The following is an 18,837-nucleotide window of genomic DNA, read 5'->3' on the forward strand; positions in this document are numbered from 1 at the left end:
CCTTAATTAGTATATTATTTCAAAGGTTTGTCTCCTGTAATTTTTGGGAGATAAGCCTTTTAATTTTGATTTGATTCTTTCGTTATTATAAAAATCGATATATCGATGAATAGCTTGTTCAAGGTCCTGAAAATCTTTAAATTCTTGGCCATAATACATTTCTTGTTTAAGTAACCCAAAAAAGTTTTCCATAACTGAATTATCTAGACAATTACCTTTTCTAGACATACTTTGAAATATTTTATGGTCTTTTAATAATCTAGTGTATTGTGAATGTTGATAATGCCAGCCTTGATCTGAATGAATCGTTAAACGATGATCTAGGTTTGGACGACGCTTTATCATTTCTTTTAATGGATTGATGACTATATCTAATGTAGGACGACTTGAGATTTTAAAGCTGATAATCTCTGAACTATATAAGTCCATAAAAGGTGATAAATATAATTTCTGACCATTCATTAATTTGAACTCTGTAATATCTGTTACGACTTTTTGAAATGGGAGACTTGTTTTAAATCTACGATTTAATATATTTTGAGCTACTTTACCAACTTTACCTTTAAAGGAACGATACTTACGACCTCTATTTCTTAGTGCTTGTGTAACACGACGATAACCATAGGTATGGTTTGATTCTTCACATATTTCTTTTATTACTTGAATCAATGTTTCATCTTTATCAGCTTTACTAAATTTATTTATCCAATAATAGTATACAGATTTAGCTATTTGAGCGACTTTAAATAAGATACTTAATCGTATATTATATGTTTCATTTAGTTCCTTAATGACCTTTACTATTTCTGATTTTTGCTTCCGTAAATGTCGGTCAAGGCTTGTAACTTTTTTTGATAAGCTATACCTGCCTTTAACGTCTCATTTTCATTTCTAAGTCTTTCAAGTTCTTCACGTTCATTTTCATTTAAAGGTAAATTTTTATTATCTGATTTAGATCGTTTTTTAGTCATAGTGTGAGATCGTCCCTTTTGTTTATTATCTATATCAAGACGACACTTTTCATCAAATTGATGTTGCCAATTGGCAATGATAATAGGATTAATAATTCTAAAGTGATTCGCAGTATCTTGATAAGACAACATATTTTCTTGTCTAAATTTTAAAACAGATAATTTAAATTCGCTAGTATAAACAGTATTTCTACTTTTTATTTCTAAACCTTCTTCTCCAAACTCTTTATATTGATTGACCCAAATCCGAAGGACAGACCAACTTGAAATACCATATTTTAAAGCAATTGTTCTATAACTTTGATGTCCTTCTAAATATTCTTTTACAAGTTTTAGTTTGAATTTAAATTCATATTTTTTCCTCATTAGAATGCACCCCAATATTTTGATTTGTTTAGTTCAAATATTTGGGTTCACATCAGATTTAGCTATTTGAGCGACTTTAAATAAGATACTTAATCGTATATTATATGTTTCATTTAGTTCCTTAATGACCTTTACTATTTCTGATTTTTGCTTCCGTAAATGTCGGTCAAGGCTTGTAACTTTTTTTGATAAGCTATACCTGCCTTTAACGTCTCATTTTCATTTCTAAGTCTTTCAAGTTCTTCACGTTCATTTTCATTTAAAGGTAAATTTTTATTATCTGATTCAGATCGTTTTTTAGTCATAGTGTGAGATCGTCCCTTTTGTTTATTATCTATATCAAGACGACACTTTTCATCAAATTGATGTTGCCAATTGGCAATGATAATAGGATTAATAATTCTAAAGTGATTCGCAGTATCTTGATAAGACAACATATTTTCTTGTCTAAATTTTAAAACAGATAATTTAAATTCGCTAGTATAAACAGTATTTCTACTTTTTATTTCTAAACCTTCTTCTCCAAACTCTTTATATTGATTGACCCAAATCCGAAGGACAGACCAACTTGAAATACCATATTTTAAAGCAATTGTTCTATAACTTTGATGTCCTTCTAAATATTCTTTTACAAGTTTTAGTTTGAATTTAAATTCATATTTTTTCCTCATTAGAATGCACCCCAATATTTTGATTTGTTTAGTTCAAATATTTGGGTTCACATCAGAGATGAGCCAAGTCGTGGCTTAAGTGTCTAATAAAGCCAAGAGATAGCCTAAGTTATACTTCATACCTATATAATCCCCCAACTTTCACACAACTCACATATCTTATTGCCATTATCACCACCATCCAATACCAACCATTCACAAGTGTAAAATTTCAAATTGACTAATCTTGAGTACGATGATAGGAATAATAAAAGACTCTTATCAAGAGTGGCTGAGGGATGTGCCCTATGAAGCCCAGCAACCTTCTATTTGGAAAGGTGCTAATTCACATAAAGTTTGTCTAAACTTTTGAAGATGAGAGGAGGTTTATCTAACTTTCTCTAATTTTTTAGAGGAAGTTTTTTTATTTTTAATTTTATATCGGAAAGAGGCGTCTATACATATGAGCAAATTCGTAAAGTTCGTTAGTTTTATCGGTATTATTTTATTATTAGCTGCGTGTGGAAAGTCTAGTGGAAGTGAAAATACAAAGATTACGGTTGCTGCTTCTCCGGCTCCGCATGGTGATGTCGTTGAACATGCGAAAGAAAAAATGAAAGAAAAAGGTTATGACTTAGAAGTTAAAACAGTGAATGATTATAAAGTACCTAACAAGTTATTAGATAATGATGCAAATCTATTTCAACATGTGCCTTACTTAAAAGCTGAAAAAGCAACACATGGATATAAAATTGAAGAGGTAGGAAAAGTTTTCACAACGCCAATGGGAGTTTATAGTAAAAAACATAAAGATTTGAAACACTTGCCAGATGGCGCAACAATTTATGTGTCTAACAACCCAGCTGAAGAAGGAAGGTTTTTATCATTCTTTGTTAATGAAGGATTGATTAAAATAGATCCAAAGGTGAAAATTGAAGATGCTAAATTTGATGATATTATAGAAAATAAAAAGAATTTGAACTTTAATAACAAACAAGGTGCAGAATTTTTACCTAAAACATATAACAGTGGTGAAGGCGATTTAGTCATTATGAATTCAAACTATGCAATTGATAACGGATTGAATCCAGTGAAAGATTCGATAGCAATTGAAGATAAGTCATCACCATTTGCGAATATATTAGCTGTAAAAGAAGGACATAAAAATGATAAGAAATTCCAAGAACTTCTGAAAGTTCTTCAGTCTAAAGAAATGAAGAAATATATTAAAGATGAATATGGCGATAATGTTATTCCATATGAAAAGTAATCATGCAATGAACCCAGGCATATGTCTGGGTTTTAATTTTATATATTTGTGTATTTATTCACAATGAAATAATATTATAAATCTTTAAAATATATGTTGTAAGCGTTTCCTGTTTGTGCTATATTCAACTTATTAATAAATAGAGTCATCATATGACCACATGAATTAGAAGGGAAATTAATTAAGAAAGTTGGATATTTATGAAAGAAAAAAGAACTAATATAAGATGGTTTTTTGCAATTGCATTCTTTATTATAGGGATTATCGCATATATGGATCGTTCAAACATCTCTATTATCGCTGGACCTATGATGGAAGATTTAAATATGAACAAAGCTCAATTCGGGCTATTAGCTTCATTCTTCTCACTTGGTTATGCATTAATGCAAGTACCTTCAGGGATATTAGCTGAAAAGTTTGGTCCTAAGAAAATGTTAACAATCGCATTATTATGGTGGAGTGCTTTCACAATTCTTACAGGTATTGTGAAAAATCATGGCTTACTATACTTAGTACGTTTCTTATTTGGTGTAGGTGAAGCGCCTATGTACCCATCAAATGCTGTATTTAATAGTTACTGGTTTAATAAGAATGAAAAAGGTCGTGCATCTTCTGCTTTATTAGCAGGTTCATACTTCGGACCAGTAATCGCACCAATTGTTACAATCGCAATTATGAATGCGTTTGGTTGGCAAGCAGTATTCTATATTTTCGGTTTAATCGGTATTGTAATTGCGATCTTATGGGTGATTATCGCTAAAGATTTACCAGAACAACATAAAATGGTAAATGAAGCAGAAAAAAGATTTATTATGGAAACACGTGACGTTGTAGATACAGGTAAAAAAACTGCACCTTGGAATGTATTCTTCAAACGTTTCAGTTTCTATGCAATTGCAGCACAATATTTCGTTGTACAATTTGTCATTACATTATTCTTAATTTGGTTACCAACATATATTCACGAAGAATATCATGTAGAATTTAAACAAATGGGCTTTATCGCTGGTGCACCTTGGTTAGCAATGTTTATTTTGATTATGCTAGGTGGTACAATTTCAGATAAAATTTTATCTACAGGTAAATCTAAATTTGTTGCACGTGGTGTAATCGCAATTTCTGGATTTGTTGTATTCTGTATATCACTATACTTTGCGTTAGCTACAGATAACTTATATATGAATATTTTCTGGTTATCTTTATGTCTTGGTGGTGTAGGTTTATCAATGGGTATGAGCTGGGCAACTGCTACAGACTTAGGACGTAACTTCTCTGGTACAGTTTCAGGTTGGATGAACTTATGGGGCAATATTGGTGCATTATTAAGTCCAATTTTAGCTGGTTTACTAGCAGATAAAATTGGTTGGACAATGACACTACAATTAATGATGGTTCCAGTAGTATTCGCAATCATCATGTGGTTCTTTATTAAACCTGACAATCCTTTAGTAAAAGAAGAAAATGTATAATATTTTAAGGTTCTAAGGCACATTATGTGCTTTAGATTCTTTTTTTATAACGAAAAGTTTAGGTTACCCTAATTAAAATGTTTACAAATTAAATGAATAGGTATATCCTCTTGATATAGAGGTGTTAGACATGGGCAAAAGTTTAGAAGAAATTAATAGTACGTCTCTTTTGATGTTGAAGCAAATGCTTTTAGAAAGTTCCTAATGTATTTAGGTCCTGGTTTGCTTGTAGCAGTCGGATATATGGATCCGGGTAACTGGATTACTTCTATGTCTGGTGGGGCTCAGTACGGTTATATATTATTATTTGTGATTTTAATATCTAGTTTATCTGCTATGCTATTACAAAGTATGTGTGCAAGATTAGGTATAGCAAGTGGGATGGATTTAGCACAAGTTACGGAGCATATGACTAATAAATCTTTAGGCGTATTTGCATGGATTTTAGCAGAATTAGCTATTATAGCAACTGATATTGCTGAAGTAATTGGTAGTGCGATTGCTTTAAATTTACTATTTAACATTCCATTAACTTTAGGGGTAACGATCACAGTATTAGATGTTTTACTTTTACTTTTAATTATTAAACTCGGATTTAGAAAAATAGAAGCAATTGTCGGTGTACTTATATTTACAGTTCTTATTATCTTTATGTTTGAAGTGTATCTTTCTTCACCGGATGCTGGCTCGTTAATGGCAGGATTTTTACCAAGTTCTGAAATTGTTACGAATAAAGGCGCTTTATATATTGCGTTAGGTATTATTGGTGCAACGATTATGCCACATAACTTATATTTACATTCATCAATCGTTCAGTCTAGAAATTATGAAAGAACAGATAAAGGTAAAAAAAGTGCAATTAAATATGCAACAATCGATTCTAATATTCAATTAGCAATTGCGTTTATTATTAACTGTTTATTATTAGTATTAGGCGCAGCATTATTCTTTGGTAGTCATGAAGCTTTAGGAAGATTCTTTGATTTATATGATGCTTTAAGTCACTCTCATGTAGGCGGTGCAATAGGTGGCGCTGTTATGAGTACATTGTTTGCCATAGCATTATTAGCTTCTGGCCAAAATTCTACAATAACAGGTACATTATCAGGACAAATTGTTATGGAAGGTTTCTTGAAAATTAAACTTAAACCATGGGTACGTAGAATCATTACAAGAGTTATCGCAGTTATACCAGTATTTCTATGTTTATGGTTATATGGATCAAGCGATACAAAAATAGAAGATTTATTAATTTTCACACAAGTATTTTTAAGTTTAGGTTTACCATTTAGTATTATTCCATTAATTATGGCAACAAGTAATCCAAACATCATGGGTAATCAATTCGTCAATAAAAGATGGGTTAATATAATATCTTGGATACTCGCAGTTGTTTTAAGTGTGCTGAATATCTATTTAATTGTAGAAACAATATCAGAATTTATGTAGATAATAAAAAGCCAAGGCTGGGACATAATGTAATGTCTCAGCCTGTTTTAGTATCTTGGCAGTAGATGACTGAATTGAAATGCGCTTGTATCAAGCTTTTTCAACTCTAGTCATCCTTGCCGGGGCGGGACTACGAAATCTTTTTTTACAAATCCCTTTTTCTCTGCGTCTATTAATAATTTGATGGGACCTGTCGAATTAAGTGTGATTAACCTTTGTGCCATTTCATCAGGTGGTGTGTCTAATGCTCTAATGACCCAACCTTGTATCATGCCTGCATATGCCGACGCAACGTATTCAGCGACAATATCTTTATCTAATATCATGTCATTTTGAACGCCTGTATCTTCAAAAAAGATAATATATCTTTGATGAATATGATTTTTAAGTAAAATATAGAAATTAGGATAGTGTTTGAACATCGTTTGATAGAAATACGCGTTATGGGATATATGGCTAAAGATATTATTAGCGATATAGAATTGTGATTCGCTAATGCTATGATGTTTTAAATAAAATTTATAAGGCTCTCCGAATAGTAGTTGAAAGTAACTGGATATCGTATGAGATGTTAATACTTCAATTGATGGATAATGTCTATAAAATGTTGAACGATTGATGTCAGCTTCTTCACATAACTGTTTAACTGTTATGGATTGAATGCTCGTTGTATTTAAACATGTTAATAATGCATTCTGAATTTTGTTTCTGGATTGTTTTTGTTTCTTGTCCAAATTGTTCACCTTCTTATGAATGCAACATAATTTGAAAATGTGTTGCTTTTCTCATTTTACACACATTGTTTTTTAAAGTCGAACATTTTTATAATAATAATATGAAAAATATTGGAGGAGAATAAATTGAAACAAGATGCCGAAATGTTGAAAGAAACGTTGTTAAATAATAAACAAAATAGAGTAACTGACGACCAATTTGATTTAAATGCAGCTTTAGAAGAAATTCTTAATTCAGTTGGTTATACGACCGCAGATAGTGGTGGTAACGTTACATTCTATGGTAAAGATCCAGTGTTACCAAGTACATTACGAATTGCCGGTTTAGCAGGGTTAGGTTTGGCGGCTAAATCAGTTGCTTTAGCGCATTTATGGCAAGTCCGAGGCGGCAAAGGACAAGACATTCATGTCGATATTAGAAAAGCATTAAAAAGATTATCACCTTTTTACGAACGAAAATGGGAAACATTAAATGGATTTCCTGCAAAAGGTCAAGAAGATCCACATACACCATTTAGATTTAATTTTTATGAAACGAAAGATAGTAGATGGGTAATGCCATTAAACCCTTATCCAAATGCTAAAGAACATGTATTGGATTTATTAGATTGTCGCGGAACGAAAGAAGCGGTACTAAAGCGATAAAACAGTGGAATGGTAAAGAACTAGAAGAAGCGGGTTCTAAAAAAGGTGTCGTGATGCCGCTCGTACGCTCTGTTGAAGAGTTTGTTGAAGAAGAACAGTTTAAATATATTGCAGAATCAGAACTCATTGAAATTAAGAAAATAGGAGAATCTGAACCGATACCATTCACTGAGAACCCAGAACAACCATTAAGTGGTATAAGAGCACTAGGAATGGGACATGTTATAGCAGGAGCAGGACTCGGTAGAGGTTTAACATTACACGGAGCAGACGTACTCAATGTTTGGAGACCAACTGAGTTAGAAGTAGAAACTATGTATTTAACTTCTAATGTCGGAATGCGTTCAACTTATTTAGATATTACAAATCAACAGTCACATAGAGATAAATTTGATGAATTATTAAGTGATGCAGATATATTCTTCATTAATAAAAGACATGGATTTATGGAAAAATATAATGTGACAGCTGAAGCTTTAGCAGAGAAGAAACCAGGTATCATACATGCGTCTGTTAATTTACATGGACATGCTGGACCATGGTCAGATAGAAATGAAATGGATTTGATCAGACGGCAGGAAGTGTCACAGGTGTCATGAGTTTAGAAGGAACAGATGAACAACCCGCATTGCCACCGATTGTTGTTGTAAATGATTATGTTATTTCATGGTTGTTAGAACTCGGTACAATTAAAGCATTAGATAGACGAGCAGTAGAAGGCGGTAGTTATAGTGTATCTGTATCATTAAGTAAAGTGTCTGCGTATTTAATGTCTTTAGGTATAATTGATAAAGCATATGCACAAGAAGTAGCAAATAGTAATGAAGAACATCGTGCCGTAGCACCAGAACAATTTGAAGCAGAAACACCACTTGGAACATATGTAGGTGTGACAGATCAAGTAGAAATGAGTGAAACACCAGGACACTACGATACAGTCTTGATGGTCAGAGGCTCAGATAAACCAGCTTGGAAGTAGAAATTGGTGGAATTTAGTTTGATTGAGGTGTCGTTAAGGACAGAATTCTGAGAAATGTCTCTAAGAGGTGTTGTTAGGGACAGAATTCTGAGAAATGTCCGTAAGAGGTGCTGTTAGGGACAGAATTCCGAGAAATGTCCGTAAGAGTGGGTGTTAGGGACAGAATTCTGAGAAATGTCTCTAATCGAGCGCCCACCTAATTACCAGAATTCAGAATAATGGTAGTTAGCTCAACATAATCACACAAAAAAATAAGCATATCACTTTTCTGAGTTTCTCAGATTAGTGATATGCTTATTCATTTATATATAGAGTTCTTCAGCTACAAATAGCTTCTATTCTTTGCTTGCACTTACTTTAATATCTGAAGGTCCGGCTAATAATGGTTTCACACTTTTAATAAATTGTTGGAAGTGCTCGCTATTATTATGTGCTTCTATAGCTTCTTGGTTTTCCCAAATTTCATACATTAAATAAGTATTGTCTGACTCAGTTGATTTGAAATGTTCGTAACCGATGTTTCCTGTTTCTTGTCTTGATGATGCTACTAAATCTTTAATCAATGCTTCATATTGTTCAACTGCTTGTGCTTGAACTTCAAACTTCGCATTTATGATTAACATAAGATAACCTCTTTCTCTCTATCAATTTGATTTCTATATTTGAATCATGACAGAAAGCGATAGAATTGTAAATTTTGAAATCTTGGAATTGAAAATTTTATTTGGTTCTTAATTTTGAGTGTCTTATTCCATACGTGAAGTACATGATAATTCCTAAAATAAACCATATAATAAATGCTATCCAAGTTGTTCGTGTTAAGTTTGTCATCAAGTATAAACAGATGATAAAGGATACGATTGGTAATACAGGATATAAAGGTACATTAAAGCCTTCTGATGGTAATGTACGATTTCTTCTTAAGAACAGAACGCCTATTGAAACGGTACAAAATGCAAATAATGTACCGATATTAATTAATGAAGCGAGTTCTGATAAAGGTACAAGACCTGATACGATTCCCATAGATAATGTGAGAATGACAGTATTTTGTACGGGTGTTTGTTTTTGATTCGTTTTAGAGAAGACTTTTGGTAGTAAACCATCTCTACTCATCGCGAATATTAAACGCGTTCCACCATAAGACATGACAAAGATAACAGTTGTCATACCAACGATTGCACCAAGTGACAGGAATCCAGCAATCCAATTTTGATTAATGGATTGTAATGCATAAGCAACTGGCGCACCGACACCTTCTAAATTTTGATAAGGTACGACACCTGTGAGTACAGCTGAAACAATAATGTATAAAATCGTACAAATCGTTAATGCACCAATAATCCGATTGGCATGTTCTTTTGAGGATTTTTAACTTCTTCAGCAGCAGATGATACTGCATCAAATCCAATATACGCAAAAAACACCATTGAAGCACCTGTTAACACACCATTGAAACCAAATGGTAAGAACGGACTCCAATTATCAGGTTTAACGTAAAAAATACCTACTATTATAAAGAGTAGAACAACCATTATTTTAACAATAACCATAATATTATTGATGCGCGTAGATTCTTTTACGCCAATTATTAATAATGCGCCAATAATCAAAATGATAATAAATGCTGGTAAATCAAAATAATGACCACTAGATGGGTCATATGAACCAGATAAAGCTTTTACGACATGGATATTCATACCAGATAATAAGTTAACAACATATGAAGACCAGCCACTTGCGACTGCTGCTATTGCTAAGCCATATTCAAGTAATAATGCCCAACCTAATATCCAAGCAATACCTTCACCAAAAACATAATAACTATATGTATAGTCACTACCAGCTTGTGGAATTTTTGATGAAAATTCAGAATAACATAAAGCTGCTAAACCACAGCCGATTGCAGCGATAATAAATGAAATCATAATTCCAGGTCCAGTTATTGTTGAAGAGATTTCACCAGGCAAGATGAAAATACCACTACCAACAACAGCTCCGACTCCAAGCATGGTTAAATCAAAAGCGCCGAGTGTTTTTTTAGTTTTTTATTTGATTGAGAAGAAAGGAGTTCTTTCTTCTTGAAAAATTGATTCATGTTGCACCTCCGGCAGACAATTATACAGAGATTTGTCTAAAAATTCTATATGTTTAAATAATTCAATTTGTGTAATTTTGTTTTAAAAAAGAATTATTATGTATTTAATTTGAAAATTTAGTGAATTATAAATAAAATATGATAAAAGTTATAAAAAATTAAATTACGAACAGACTGTTTGACTCACTTCATAATCACGTTTAATATTTACAAGCGTAAAGTAAGTAATTACTTTTTATAAATGAGGAGGATAATCCATGAAAAATGAACAAATTGTATTAGCTAAAAGAACTGAAGGTATCCCTCAAGATGATGTATTTCGTTATGAAGAAATAGAAGTGAAAGAACCAAATAATGAAGAAGTATTATTAAAATCAATATATGTTTCTGTAGATCCATACATGAGAGGACGTATGAATGATACTAAAAGTTATACGCAGTCATATGAATTAGACAAACCATTTAACGGCCATATCGTTGCAGAAGTCATTCAATCAAATGCTTCTGACCTTAAAGAAGGCGATATTGTAACAGGTATTTTACCTTGGCAAAAATATATAACAATCAATGAAAAATATGTTACTAAAATTCCATCAACCGAAGTACCGTTATACCTATATTTAAGTGTACTCGGTATGCCTGGTATGACAGTTTATCAAGGACTCTTGAAAATTGGTAAACCTCAAGAAGGCGAAACAGTTGTTGTTTCAGCTGCGTCTGGTGCGGTTGGCTCTGTCGTAGGACAAATTGCTAAGTTGAAAGGCGCGCACGTAGTAGGTATTGCAGGCGGATCAGAGAAAGTAAATTACTTAACTGAAACACTAGGCTTTGACGAAGGTATAGATTATAAGAAAGATGACTTTGCTGAAGCATTAGAAAAGGCAGTGCCAAATGGTATTGATGTATATTTTGAAAATGTTGGCGGTGCACTTTCAGACGAAGTGTTTAAACATTTAAATAAATTTGCACGTATACCAGTTTGTGGTGCAATTTCTTCATATAATCTTAAAGGCGAAGATATTGGACCACGTATTCAACAAACATTGATTAAAAGCCAAGCATTGATGCAAGGATTCATAGTTGCACAATTTAATGAAGATGTTAAAGAAGCAAGTGAACAGTTAGCGCAATGGGTACAAGAAGGGAAAATTAAATCCGAAGTTACAATAGATGAAGGATTTGATCAAATCCCAAATGCATTCCGTAAGTTATTTACAGGCGATAATTTTGGTAAACAAGTTATAAAAGTAGCTGAATAAATAAGGTTAAATCAGTTTAGGGTGAACATATCCTAAACTGATTTTTTTGTGCGCTCATTTAGACGAGTACAATCTGTCAAAAAATGACAAAAATATCCATTTATATATTCCTAAAATTTTGACTAGATGGTATAATTTTGAATTGATAATGATAACGATTATCATTATCAACTTTAAATTACGGGAGAGATGAATATGACAACACAACACGAGCACAACAAGAATCGTTCAACAATCAAGAAGCAACATCATTTTTCTATTAGAAAATTGTCGGGAGGGATAGCTTCTATTGCTATTGGTGCGACTTTATTTTTAGGAGCAGGTCAAACAGCTAATGCAATGGAAGATAAAGTTGATACAGTAAATGAAGCAACGACTGCTACAGACGATAATCAAAGTGAACCAGTTGCGTCAGACGATGCTACAGCTACTGAAAAAGCAGAAGCACCAGCTGCAGAAAATACAGATGATGAAGCTACTCCTAATACTGATGTAGCTGAAGAAAATGAAGTGACTGAAGCGGGAGATACAAACTCAGCACCAGATTCTGAAGAAACACCAGCTTTAAATAAAGAAACGTCAGTAACTAAAGACGAGGAAACATTAACTTCATCTAAAGAATCGAATGAATCAGAAGACAAAGTAGCAACTGAAGAAACAGCTACTGCTCAACCAACACGTTCAACTGCAACAACTGCAGCGACTACTGATAAAGGGAAAAGTACTGTATCTGAAGAAAACGAAGCGCATGACTTTGGATTTATTGTTAAGAAAGAAGCAGAAGATGCAAAATCAGTAATGGATGATTATTTAGAACATCCTTCAAAAGTAAGCCATGAAAATGGAAAAACATATGTGAATTTCACATTATTACACCCTAACTGGTGGAAAATGTTTGAATTATATAATGGTGATGAAAAACTTAATATGACAACATTAGAAGAAAATGATGAAAAGCGTGTTGTTAAAGTTGAAGTACCATCAGGCGTTTCAGAACTTACATCAAAAGTACATATCGTTGTACCATTTATTAACTATGACAACAAATATACAACACGCGTTATTTTTGATGAAGCAGTTCCAGAAGCACCTAAAGTAGAAACAGAATCACCGAAAGAGGAGACACCAAAAGCAGAACCGGAAGCTCCAAAAGAAGAAACACCAAGTGAAGATACAGAAGATCAAGATGAGAATTTAGTATCTGCAAATAAAGAAGGACAAGACTTCGGTTTCATTGTGAAAAAAGAAAAAGAAGATGCAAGATCAGTTTCAGATCGTTATTTTGAACATCCTTCAATAATAAGTCATGAAAATGGAAAAACATTTGTTACTTTTACATTGAAACGTCCTGATTTTTGGAAGAAGTTTGAATTATATAATGGTGATGAAAAACTAAATACTACAATTATAGAAGATACTGAAGAGAAACGTGTTGTTAAGGTTGAAGTACCTACAGGTGTATCAGCACTTACACCTAAATTACATTTATATCTCCCTTATGGTGATACCTATGATTACGATATTACAACACGCGTCGTTTTTGATAAAGCTATTCCAGATGGATCTCAAGTAGCTCCAGAAGCACCAAAATCCGATGCAGAGACTCCAAAAGCAGTTCCAGAAGCACCTAAAACTGATACGGAAACACCAAAAGCGGATCAAGAGCAAACTTCTAAATTAAGAGAAGATATTAAAAATAAAGAAATCCATAATAAGACAGTTGATGGTGAAAAACGACCAATTAACTTTAAAGTAATTAATCCTAAAGATAATTCAGAAATATTCTATTATGCTGCTATGATTAAAGATCCAGCAAATATTGTTTTTGATGGAGATCGACCTATTTTAGAATTACGTGTAGATGCACCTTCTACATGGTTAGAATTTGACTTATTTGATGGCGATAAAAAATTAGACTACGACGTTGTTTCATATGATACTGAAAATGAAGTAGCAACTATTATAGTTAAAGTTAATGAGAACACGAAAGAATTAAACGTAAAAGGAACTGCACTTGCACTAGGTAGTAAGACTGAACATGAGCTTGGTCATATCGTATTTGATAAACCAATTACTAAAGATGCTTCTAATTATGCAACAGCAGATGATTATAAGAAACAAAAAGATAGAGAGAAATATGATAAAGCTATTACTTTAGAAGATAAAGTGCGTGAGCTTGAGAAATTAATTGATAAAGTTTCTGATGATGAAAAACCACAACTTCAAGAAGAATTAAAAGGACTTAAAGATAAATTAGCTAGAGAATTAGAAACTGCGGTTACAGAATTTGAAAAAGCACTAGTTACGAATGTAGATACTTCAAACGCAGAAGATAGAAACTTTAAAGTTTTACACAGTTCTAAAGAGGATCAATCTCATATGGACTTTGAAGTAGAACACCCAGCTAAATTAGTTGAATATAATGGTAAGAAGATGTTAGCCGTTACATTAAAACATGATTCAATGTGGAAAGATTTCCAAGTAGAAGGTGAAGATGGATATAAACGTCCTATTACAATTAGTAAAGATAGTGAAAAAGATACAAGAACAATCTTATTCCCTGTTGTAGAAGGTAAAGATTTCTATAATGCAATCATTAAAATTCATTTAATAACACCACATATTGAATATGAAGGATCATACCATGTAAGAATTAAGGACTTAGGAGATGCAGCTGAAACAGCAACGCCAGAACCAACACCAAGTACAGAACCAGCACCTGCACCAACGTCAGAACCAAGTCCAGCTCCAGATAATAAACAAGAGCCGGCAAAAGATCAGCCATCAACAGCAACACCAGATCAAAAACCAGCTCCAACAACTGATCAAAAACAAGAACCAACAGTTAAACCAGATCAAAAACCAGAGCCTGTTGTTAATGTAAGCACTAAACCAACAACTGAGCCAGCAAAAGATCAAGTTAAAACAAATAAAGAAGAACAAAAATCAGTTGAGCCAGTAGCAAGCAAAGATAAAGTTGAACCAGCAAAACAAGAAGGAAGTAAAGAAAAAGCAGAAACTGAATCAACAAAACAAGAATCAAGTAAAGAAAAAGCAACAACTGAACAACCAAAAGAACAAGCTAAGAAACAAGAAAATAAAAATGAACTACCAAATACAGGTGAGCTTGATAATACACAATATGCATTATTTGGATCACTTATTGCAGGATTAGGTTCATTATTCTTCATTGGTAGAAGAAAAACAAAAAATAGTAAATAAAAATGAGACATAAATAATAGTCTAGTATCATTCCAACAAAGTCATTCATGTGATTTTGTTGGCATTTTTTATGAGCAGTTGTGATGGGAAGTGCAAATAAGGAGTCCAGTAATTACACTTCGGCCGAGTTTTGTAATTAAGGGGGTTCATAGTAACACTTCGTTCGAGTTTTGTAATTATGGAGGTTCATAGTAACACTTCGGCAGAGTTTTGTAATTATAGGGGTCCATAGTAACACTTCGGCAGAGTTTTGTAATTATAGTCGTCCATAGTAACACTTCGACAGAGTTTTGTAACTAACGCCCTCGTTACGAACAAGTTTGGGCGAAAGTGTTCACAAGAGCCCCGTTATGAACAAGTTTGGGCGAAAGTGTTCACAAGAAACTACAACACCGGCAATAATCCACAACACCCGTAGCACCCATAGCACCCATAGAACCTGCAACAACCCTCATCACACTCATTCCCCATATCCTTCCTCATTCTCCATATCTTTCTCCTATAAATTCATCTTGTATATTAATGATATGAGGAGGATAATAATGTTTAAATATAGAAAATGAGGTGCATAAATTGTCAGCAAATAAAGCATATAAACAATTACTACTAGGAATGTTATCACTATTTATTGTCATGGCAATTGGGCGATTTTCGTACACGCCTATTTTACCTTTTATGCAAAAGGCGACTCATTTAACAAACGAAAATGCTGGTTTACTGGCTACGGTCAATTACTTAGGATATTTAATTGGTGCGATGATTCCGACCTTTTTAATTTTTAAAAGTAAAGTAGTAGATTTAAAAATTTACTTAATAATCAATATTATCTCTGTTCTATTGATGGGTGTTACGCAAGGTTTTCTTGTATGGAATATTTTAAGATTCATTGCTGGCATTACAAGTGGTACTGTATTTGTGTTAGCTTCAAATGTTGTGCTCGAGTCTTTAAATAAAGGTGGTAAATCTCATTTATCTGGATTCTTATATAGTGGTGTAGGGATTGGTATATTTTCAAGTAGTATATTTATTCAAATTTATACGGATTATAATACTTGGGCATCAACATGGGTTATCTTAGGTATCGCTTCATTGATACTAGGCTTAATTGTTATATGCTTTATGAAAGAAATTGAAGAACCAGTTAACTTAGAACAAAAGACAATACATATAAATGGTCAAAATAGCGCATTATATACAAAATGGTTTATGGTATGTTTCTCAATTGCTTATTTATTAGAAGGTGCAGGATATATTGTCACAGGTACATTCTTAGTTGCGATTGTTGAATCTATTCCTGACTTAAAAGAGTATGCAGCACTTAGTTGGATGTTTGTTGGTATGGCAGCAATACCTTCATGTGTATTATGGTCTATTTTAGGCAATAAAATTGGATTTATTAAAGCAATATATTTAGCGTTCATTCTTCAAATTATAGGCGTGATTTTACCAGTGTTTTCGCATAATATTATAAGCTTAATCATTAGTTCATGTCTGTTTGGTGGGACATTCCTAGGATTAACGACTTTATTTATGTCGCGTGGTCAGCTCATGAGTGCTATCTCAGGAAGAAATTTAGTCGCTTTACTAACATTTATCTATAGTCTCGGACAAGTTGTAGCACCTTACTTTGCAGGTATTCTTATCGGAAGTTCTAATAACTATATTGGCGCATTGATATTTGCCTCTTCATTATTAATACTCGCTCTTGTCGCAATATTTATGAGCATAAGACCATATCAACCTAAAAGTTAGAGTAGTGCAAATATACATTTTTATAAAGCGTTTACATTTTTGAAAGAATGATTTATAATTAAAACTGGTTATAACCAGTTGGAATAGGAATGATTGAGATGTTAAAAAATACACATTTATATTATCAAGTTTATGCAAAAATTAAAGATAAGATTATTTCAGGTGAATACAAAGAAGGAGACAAGTTACCTTCAGAACGAAAGCTTTGCGATGAATACGAAGTTAGCAGAATAACGATTAGAGAAGCGCTAGATAACTTAGAAGCAGAAAGTTTAATTCAAAGAGAGCATGGTAAAGGGTCTTTTGTATTAGGTAATCAATATAATCAGAAGATGAACAATCTATATAGCTTCAAAGATGAAGTTGAAAAAAGCGGCGACAAAGCAAGTACAAAGGTAATAAGTATTCAAAGAGTAAAGCCTAGTATTTATATTCAAGAAAAAATGCAGCTCAAATCATTTCAAGAAGTGTATGAACTTAAAAGGTTAAGATTAGCCAATGATAAACCGTTAGTATTTGAGACTAGCTACTTACCTTTAAAGAATTGCGAAGGGTTAGATCGATTTGATTTTAATGAAGTATCATTATACGAAACATTAAATACGCATTACCAAATTCAAATCAATCATGCTTATGAAACATTAACAGCAAAAAATATAACTAAAGAACAAGCGCAACATTTAGAAAAACATGTTAATGATCCATGTATGTTTATAGAAAGATATAGTTTTGTAAATGATGAGATTATTGAGTACACAGAGAGTGTTGCAAGCGGTAAAGACTATAAGTACACAGTAGACTTAATATAGTCTTTATATATACAAACTGGTTATGACAACATTACCAATATTGGAGGGGAAAGTATTGTTAAACACAACGGACACATATTCGGAGATTAAACAACAACCTGAAATGTGGCAATTAACAGAAGAAATTATTAAAGATATTAAATCAGATTTTGATGAATTTATTAAAGATATAGAGAAAAATGCAACTGGGAAGTTAAAGGTACTATTTACGGGTGCAGGGTCATCAGCGTATGTCGGAGATATTTTAAGAACAGCAATTGATACGAAACATCTGCCTAAGTGGGATTTTGAATCTGTACCAACGACACACTTTGTTACGAGTCCTGAAGCGTATATAGATTCAGAAACGACGTATTTAATTGTGTCATTTGCTAGATCTGGTAATAGTCCTGAAACGAAAGCCACGATTGATTTAATCGAGCAATTATCAGATAACGTACATCATCTATTTATCACAAATAATAAAAGTGGTTATTTAGCAACAGAAGAAAGTTTAAAACATGTTTTTAAAGTGATTCTGCCTAAACAAACAAATGATAAATCGCTAGCAATGACATCAAGCTTTTCTTCAATGCTTGTAGCAGGTTATTTATTATTTAATGGATCGATTACGAATGGCTTTTATGATACTGCAGACTCGCTATTTGATTATTTGGAAGAACTAGCAGATCAAACATTACAAAAATCATTTGAAAAAGTATTTTACGTAGGAACTGGTTTGTTAGGTGAACTTACTAAAGAAGTTAGCTTAAAATTAAACGAACTAACAGGCGGTCATGTTGAGATTGCTAGAGAAACGACATTAGGGTTTAGACATGGTCCTAAAGCAGGACTAAAGAAAGGGTCTATTTTTATATTGCTTAGAAGTAATGAAATGTATAAACGTGACTATGAAAGTGATTTGTTGCATGAAGTAAATAAAGTTAAAGATAAGTATCAGTTGCTTGTCTTAGATGGTCAATCTTCAGAAGAAAGTACACAAATACCGAATATTGAGGATTATAACGACTTTGAAATAGGGCTGATTTATTTAATGTTTGGTCAATTACTAGCAAGCAAAAAATCTATAGAACTTGGCTTGAATCCTGATAATCCGAGTCCAGATGGCTTTATCAATCGTGTTGTTAAAGGGGTAACAATATATTCATATAGCTAAAGGGTGAG

15 protein-coding genes, 2 pseudogenes and 1 riboswitch are annotated in these 18,837 nt (G+C 32.7%); of the genes and pseudogenes, 11 read left to right on the forward strand and 6 right to left on the reverse strand.

Annotation, left to right across the window (positions count from 1 at the left end; all coding sequences use genetic code 11):
- Window positions 1-6 precede the first annotated feature (6 nt).
- The 3 genes from MUA60_RS01390 to MUA60_RS01400 all read right to left on the reverse strand — a co-directional run bounded on the left by MUA60_RS01390 (window position 7) and on the right by MUA60_RS01400 (window position 2,008).
- Window positions 7-669 carry an IS3 family transposase gene (locus MUA60_RS01390; protein WP_262649279.1) on the reverse strand — a complete coding sequence of 221 codons (663 nt, stop codon included), beginning with the start codon at window positions 667-669 and terminating at the stop codon, window positions 7-9.
- 131 nt (window positions 670-800) lie between these two features.
- Window positions 801-1,337, reverse strand: a complete 537-nt coding sequence (locus MUA60_RS01395) for a transposase (RefSeq protein WP_262648361.1) — start codon at window positions 1,335-1,337, stop codon at window positions 801-803.
- Between the two features lie 134 nt (window positions 1,338-1,471).
- Entirely contained in the window at window positions 1,472-2,008 is a 537-nt protein-coding gene (locus MUA60_RS01400) for a transposase (RefSeq protein ID WP_262647822.1), read from the reverse strand.
- A gap of 255 nt (window positions 2,009-2,263) precedes the next feature.
- Window positions 2,264-2,369: riboswitch (SAM riboswitch) on the forward strand.
- A gap of 81 nt (window positions 2,370-2,450) precedes the next feature.
- Here MUA60_RS01400 and MUA60_RS01405 point away from each other — a divergent pair.
- The 3 genes and pseudogenes from MUA60_RS01405 to MUA60_RS01415 all read left to right on the forward strand — a co-directional run bounded on the left by MUA60_RS01405 (window position 2,451) and on the right by MUA60_RS01415 (window position 6,175).
- Complete coding sequence (locus tag MUA60_RS01405) at window positions 2,451-3,257, forward strand: MetQ/NlpA family ABC transporter substrate-binding protein (RefSeq protein WP_262649281.1); 807 nt, start codon at window positions 2,451-2,453, stop codon at window positions 3,255-3,257.
- Window positions 3,258-3,457: 200 nt separating this feature from the next.
- The gene (locus MUA60_RS01410) at window positions 3,458-4,726 is read left to right on the forward strand and encodes a pyruvate MFS transporter (protein ID WP_262649282.1); all 1,269 of its coding nucleotides are present in this window, start codon (window positions 3,458-3,460) and stop codon (window positions 4,724-4,726) included.
- Between the two features lie 130 nt (window positions 4,727-4,856).
- Window positions 4,857-6,175: pseudogene (locus MUA60_RS01415) on the forward strand (Nramp family divalent metal transporter).
- A gap of 110 nt (window positions 6,176-6,285) precedes the next feature.
- Here the strand turns inward: MUA60_RS01415 and MUA60_RS01420 are convergent.
- On the reverse strand, window positions 6,286-6,909 hold the full coding sequence (locus MUA60_RS01420) for a TetR/AcrR family transcriptional regulator (protein WP_262649283.1): 624 nt from the start codon (window positions 6,907-6,909) through the stop codon (window positions 6,286-6,288).
- Window positions 6,910-7,035: 126 nt separating this feature from the next.
- Between MUA60_RS01420 and MUA60_RS01425 the strand changes: the two genes are divergently transcribed.
- Genes MUA60_RS01425 through MUA60_RS01435 form a run of 3 tightly spaced genes read left to right on the forward strand, consistent with a single transcriptional unit; the run spans window position 7,036 to window position 8,533 of the window.
- Window positions 7,036-7,554 (forward strand): hypothetical protein, encoded by a 519-nt coding sequence (locus tag MUA60_RS01425; protein WP_262649285.1) that lies wholly within the window; start codon window positions 7,036-7,038, stop codon window positions 7,552-7,554.
- Window positions 7,518-8,153 (forward strand): CoA transferase, encoded by a 636-nt coding sequence (locus MUA60_RS01430; protein WP_262649286.1) that lies wholly within the window; start codon window positions 7,518-7,520, stop codon window positions 8,151-8,153. Before MUA60_RS01425 ends, MUA60_RS01430 begins: the two co-directional genes overlap by 37 nt.
- Window positions 8,150-8,533, forward strand: coding sequence for a hypothetical protein (locus MUA60_RS01435; protein WP_262649288.1), 384 nt, complete (start codon window positions 8,150-8,152; stop codon window positions 8,531-8,533). The genes MUA60_RS01430 and MUA60_RS01435 overlap by 4 nt, the downstream gene beginning before the upstream one ends.
- Window positions 8,534-8,868: 335 nt before the next feature.
- On the opposite strand, the gene MUA60_RS01440 is transcribed toward MUA60_RS01435, so the two are convergent.
- Complete coding sequence (locus tag MUA60_RS01440; protein ID WP_037590620.1) at window positions 8,869-9,156, reverse strand: putative quinol monooxygenase; 288 nt, start codon at window positions 9,154-9,156, stop codon at window positions 8,869-8,871.
- 97 nt (window positions 9,157-9,253) lie between these two features.
- Window positions 9,254-10,631: pseudogene (locus MUA60_RS01445) on the reverse strand (amino acid permease).
- A gap of 257 nt (window positions 10,632-10,888) precedes the next feature.
- Here MUA60_RS01445 and MUA60_RS01450 point away from each other — a divergent pair.
- The 5 genes from MUA60_RS01450 (at window position 10,889) to MUA60_RS01470 (ending at window position 18,829) form a co-directional block, all read left to right on the forward strand.
- Entirely contained in the window at window positions 10,889-11,890 is a 1,002-nt protein-coding gene (locus tag MUA60_RS01450; protein ID WP_262649290.1) for an NADP-dependent oxidoreductase, read from the forward strand.
- A gap of 195 nt (window positions 11,891-12,085) precedes the next feature.
- Complete coding sequence (locus MUA60_RS01455; protein WP_262649291.1) at window positions 12,086-15,112, forward strand: NEAT domain-containing protein; 3,027 nt, start codon at window positions 12,086-12,088, stop codon at window positions 15,110-15,112.
- A 573-nt stretch (window positions 15,113-15,685) separates the two neighbouring features.
- The gene (locus MUA60_RS01460; RefSeq protein WP_262649292.1) at window positions 15,686-16,864 is read left to right on the forward strand and encodes a YbfB/YjiJ family MFS transporter; all 1,179 of its coding nucleotides are present in this window, start codon (window positions 15,686-15,688) and stop codon (window positions 16,862-16,864) included.
- Between the two features lie 98 nt (window positions 16,865-16,962).
- A complete protein-coding gene (locus tag MUA60_RS01465) occupies window positions 16,963-17,673 on the forward strand; it encodes a GntR family transcriptional regulator (protein ID WP_025906953.1) in 711 nt (236 codons plus the stop codon).
- A 55-nt stretch (window positions 17,674-17,728) separates the two neighbouring features.
- Complete coding sequence (locus tag MUA60_RS01470; protein ID WP_262649294.1) at window positions 17,729-18,829, forward strand: SIS domain-containing protein; 1,101 nt, start codon at window positions 17,729-17,731, stop codon at window positions 18,827-18,829.
- Window positions 18,830-18,837: the final 8 nt, after the last annotated feature.

It is taken from the genome of Mammaliicoccus sciuri (assembly GCF_025561425.1).
Taxonomy (GTDB): Bacteria; Bacillota; Bacilli; order Staphylococcales; family Staphylococcaceae; genus Mammaliicoccus; species Mammaliicoccus sciuri_A.

Excerpts from the sequence above, each read along its gene's own strand:
- MUA60_RS01395 (WP_262648361.1), bottom strand. The coding sequence starts at position 1,337 with ATGAGGAAAAAATATGAATTTAAATTCAAACTAAAACTTGTAAAAGAA.
- MUA60_RS01400 (WP_262647822.1), bottom strand. The coding sequence starts at position 2,008 with ATGAGGAAAAAATATGAATTTAAATTCAAACTAAAACTTGTAAAAGAA.
- MUA60_RS01405 (WP_262649281.1), top strand. The coding sequence starts at position 2,451 with ATGAGCAAATTCGTAAAGTTCGTTAGTTTTATCGGTATTATTTTATTA.
- MUA60_RS01410 (WP_262649282.1), top strand. The coding sequence starts at position 3,458 with ATGAAAGAAAAAAGAACTAATATAAGATGGTTTTTTGCAATTGCATTC.
- MUA60_RS01435 (WP_262649288.1), top strand. The coding sequence starts at position 8,150 with ATGAGTTTAGAAGGAACAGATGAACAACCCGCATTGCCACCGATTGTT.
- MUA60_RS01440 (WP_037590620.1), bottom strand. The coding sequence starts at position 9,156 with ATGTTAATCATAAATGCGAAGTTTGAAGTTCAAGCACAAGCAGTTGAA.
- MUA60_RS01450 (WP_262649290.1), top strand. The coding sequence starts at position 10,889 with ATGAAAAATGAACAAATTGTATTAGCTAAAAGAACTGAAGGTATCCCT.
- MUA60_RS01455 (WP_262649291.1), top strand. The coding sequence starts at position 12,086 with ATGACAACACAACACGAGCACAACAAGAATCGTTCAACAATCAAGAAG.
- MUA60_RS01465 (WP_025906953.1), top strand. The coding sequence starts at position 16,963 with ATGTTAAAAAATACACATTTATATTATCAAGTTTATGCAAAAATTAAA.